The organism is Calditrichota bacterium, assembly GCA_014359355.1.
Classification (GTDB): Bacteria; Zhuqueibacterota; Zhuqueibacteria; order JANLFK01; family Oleimicrobiaceae; genus Oleimicrobium.
In genome coordinates, this window is sequence record JACIZP010000362.1 from 1 (window position 1) to 3,360 (window position 3,360).

Consider the following 3,360-nt stretch of genomic DNA (forward strand, 5'->3'; position numbering starts at 1 on the left):
AGTGCCGCAACAGCCGCCCACCAACATGGCACCTGCACGCAGCAGGTCCGGCACACGCGAGGCCATGTACTCCGGGGTTTCGGTGTACACTACCTTGCCATCGCGCATCTGTGGCAACCCCGCATTCGGCTCGGCGAGGAGCGGCAGACGCGTGTGCACGCGCATCTCCTGGATTATGGCGACCATATCGTCGATACCCGTGCCGCAGTTGCTTCCGGTGGCATCAGCGCCAGCATCTTCCAGCCGGCGCACGGCCGTGGCGATATCGGTCCCCATCACCGTGCGATAGCCCTTCTTGCCCGGCTCGAAAGTCATGGTGGCTACCACGGGCAGGTCGCACACGCTCTTGGCCGCCTTCACGGCCAGGCATGCCTCTTCCACATCCGTCATGGTCTCGACGGCGATTAGATCGGCGCCCCCTTCCACCAAGCCGCTCACCTGCTCCCGGTAGGCCTCGAGAATGTCGTCTGCGGAGACTTCTTCGAGGGCAAGCAAGAGGCCGGTGGAGCCCACCGAACCGGCTACGTAGGCGCGCGTGCCCGCTGCCTTGCGCGCCAGCTCCGCAGCGCGACGGTTCAACTCGGCGACACGGTCAGCCAGCGGGGTCTCGCGCAGGCGAAAACGATTGGCGCCCAGGCTGTTGGTGATGACGACATCTGCCCCCACCTCCACGTAGCCCCTATGCGTCTGCACGACTGCCTCAGGGTTCTCCAAGTTCCAAACCTCGGGCAGTGTGCCCATAGGCAGGCCTAGGGCCTGGAGAGTGGTACCCGTGGCACCGTCAAAGAGCAAAATCTTGGTGCCGAGTTCGGTGCGAAAAGAGCGACCCATGATCTTCCTCCGCGTGCTAACGCCGCACTACGCGGAAAGGGAGCCCGTGCCGTGCCTGGAGTTCCTCACCCTTGCGACGCGCGGCCTCTTCGCTTTGGAACAAACCCACCCAGACGAGGTAGAAAAGGTCGCGCCCGCGCTCCTTGGGCACGACCTCACACTGGTAACCCTCCCTGCTAAGAGCCCGCGCTAGCTTTTCCGCATTGGCCTTCTCTTTGAATGCACCCACCTGCACGCTGTACGGCTCCGGAGAGGCCTGCCCACGGGCCGTGGGGACGGACTGTTGGCTGCCGGCCTTGCTGGCCACCTCCAGCGCAGCCAGGCGAGCATAAGGCGAGTCGGGATATTTCTTCAGGAACCACTCCAGGGCATAGGCGGCAGAGTCGCGCTCTCCACGCGCCAAGAGGCACTGGACGCGCACATAGTGAGCATCATCGCACAGAGGGGAATCCGGGTACTGGCGGGCCAGCTGCAGACAACGTTGCGCGGCGCTATGATAGAGACCGAGCGCAAAGTCGTATTCTGCCAAGCGAAACAAGGCGTCGTCGGCAAAGGCAGTCGTCGGGAATTCCTCGGCTACTCGCTTGTAGTAGCGGGCCGCTTGCGCCCCCTCGGTTTCGGTTGCCCCCTGAAGAAAAAGGACGGTCGGGTCATTGGGAAACTGTCGCGCAAGGTCCCGAAGCCGTTGTTTGATCTCCGTAAGTCGATTCTGCTCAAGGAGCAACGTGACAGTCTCCGGCACCTGCGCGCGCAGCAGCGAAGCCCCGCACGCCAAAACCGCCAGAGTTACGGCAAACCAGTGACGACGCATCCTCAACTCTCTACCCATCAGCCCTGCTGCGTGCCGCCGCTTGCTGTGGTTGCCGGCATCGGACGGAGACACTGCACGCAGCGCGGGCTGGGCACCTGAGACGTCCAGCCACAGTGCGGGCACACGTAGCGGGCGCGCAGCCGGTCGGTATGCTCCAGAACCTCCAGAGCCTGACTGGCCGCCTCGCTGTGGCGCCCCACCGCATTGAGGAAACGAGCCAGATAGATCTTCGCAGCCCAGTTGTCAGGATCCTTGCTGAGTGCCTGCCTGCAGAGTTCAATAGCGCGCTGGTGTTGCCCCATCTTCGCTTGTAGCGAGGCAAGTCCCAAATACGCTTCTGCGGTATCGGGAGCACGCTGAATGACCGACGTGTACACGTTCTCGATATCGCCAAAATCGCCTGCTTCGTACAGCACGTGCTCAATGAGTTCAAACGCTGCGGCGGCGTGTTCAGGAGCTGCTTCCACCAAACGCCTCAGCACGTTGAGAGCATCGCGGTAGCGCCTCTCTGCCCGGTAGGAGGAGGACAGTTCAAGATACGCGGCCACACACTTTCCGTCCAGCTTGATAGCCTCGCGAAACCTGAGGCGGCCATCCCTGCCTTTGCCCTCCTCCAACAGCTGCTTGCCCCTTTGCACCTTGTAAAACGCCAGCGTTTGGTTGTCAGCAGTGCCCTTGACTTTGCAGAGACGCTCAAGCGCCTCGTAGGCCCCGTCCCAGTCGCGCATTTGTTCGCAAAGACGTGCCTTCCAGCGGAGCGCCCAGGCATCATCCTTGTCCTGTGCTAACAGCGCGTCCACGTGCGCAAGCCCTCGCTCCTGTTTGCCGGCGGCAAAATAGTCGCGCACCAGGCTCCTGTGCAGCGTTTGCGACTGCTCGGGGGTCAAGCCCTCTCTTGCCTCCTGTTCCTGATGAACACGGATGGCCTGCTCTACGCGGCCAGTCAGGCGAAAGACATCGCCGATTTTGATGTAGGCGCTGACAAAGTCGCTGTTGCGCTCCACGATGCCCCGCAGGACCTCCTGCGCCTGCTCGAGCTCGCCGCCCAGGAGAAGCTCCAGCGCACGGGCATAGTCGCGCCACACCTGGTCGTCACGTTTCCGGCGGCGCCTGGTAGAGGGAAAGAACACGGCCACGCCGATGAGAAAAAGCGCGGTCATGACGATGGCGAGGATGACGATTTTGTCCATGGCAGCTTCTCCGCTCGAAGGAGGTTACGTCCGTTCCAGCTCCTCTTCAATAGCGCCAGGGGCGAGTTTGGCAGGCGCCAGCATTCCCTCTTGCACCGAGATGTTGCGAAGTCGCCCGAGTTCGGCTCTCAACTTCTCGTTTTCTTTGGTCACGCGACGAATGTCCGCGCGCAGCGCGAACACGCGAATGAGCGAGATGAGCAACCAGGTGAGAAGCCCCGCCGCGTAGCTCAGGTACATCACCACCCAAAGTGGGAGCTCGACACTCTGCCACTTGTAGAAGCGCACCACCACCTGCAGAGCCGAGTTTTGGGTGGCCAGCACCACCAGTACCAACACAACCACAATCGCGCCTATCCAACGCACCAACCACATACGTGACCCTCCTCGCCGACAGGCTTAGCCTTGCGCAGCGACTGTCTCGGCCAGCGGCAGCCGACTGACCACTCTGCCAAACAGCGTGTGGCCTTCTGCACCGGTCACGAGCACCTGCACCAGTCTGCCCGGCGGCAGGTGCCGCTCTTCCAG

4 protein-coding genes are annotated in these 3,360 nt (G+C 62.4%); all 4 read right to left on the reverse strand.

The window, feature by feature from the left end; genetic code table 11:
- Nucleotides 1–831 (reverse strand): homocysteine S-methyltransferase family protein (locus H5U38_15155; GenBank protein ID MBC7188362.1); only part of this gene is annotated, 831 nt, incomplete at its 3' end.
- Nucleotides 832–847: 16 nt separating this feature from the next.
- Nucleotides 848–1,660, reverse strand: a complete 813-nt coding sequence (locus H5U38_15160; GenBank protein ID MBC7188363.1) for an SPOR domain-containing protein — start codon at nt 1,658–1,660, stop codon at nt 848–850.
- Nucleotides 1,660–2,832, reverse strand: a complete 1,173-nt coding sequence (locus H5U38_15165) for a tetratricopeptide repeat protein (GenBank protein ID MBC7188364.1) — start codon at nt 2,830–2,832, stop codon at nt 1,660–1,662. The genes H5U38_15160 and H5U38_15165 overlap by 1 nt, the downstream gene beginning before the upstream one ends.
- A gap of 24 nt (nt 2,833–2,856) precedes the next feature.
- Nucleotides 2,857–3,207, reverse strand: coding sequence for a LapA family protein (locus tag H5U38_15170; protein MBC7188365.1), 351 nt, complete (start codon nt 3,205–3,207; stop codon nt 2,857–2,859).
- Nucleotides 3,208–3,360: the final 153 nt, after the last annotated feature.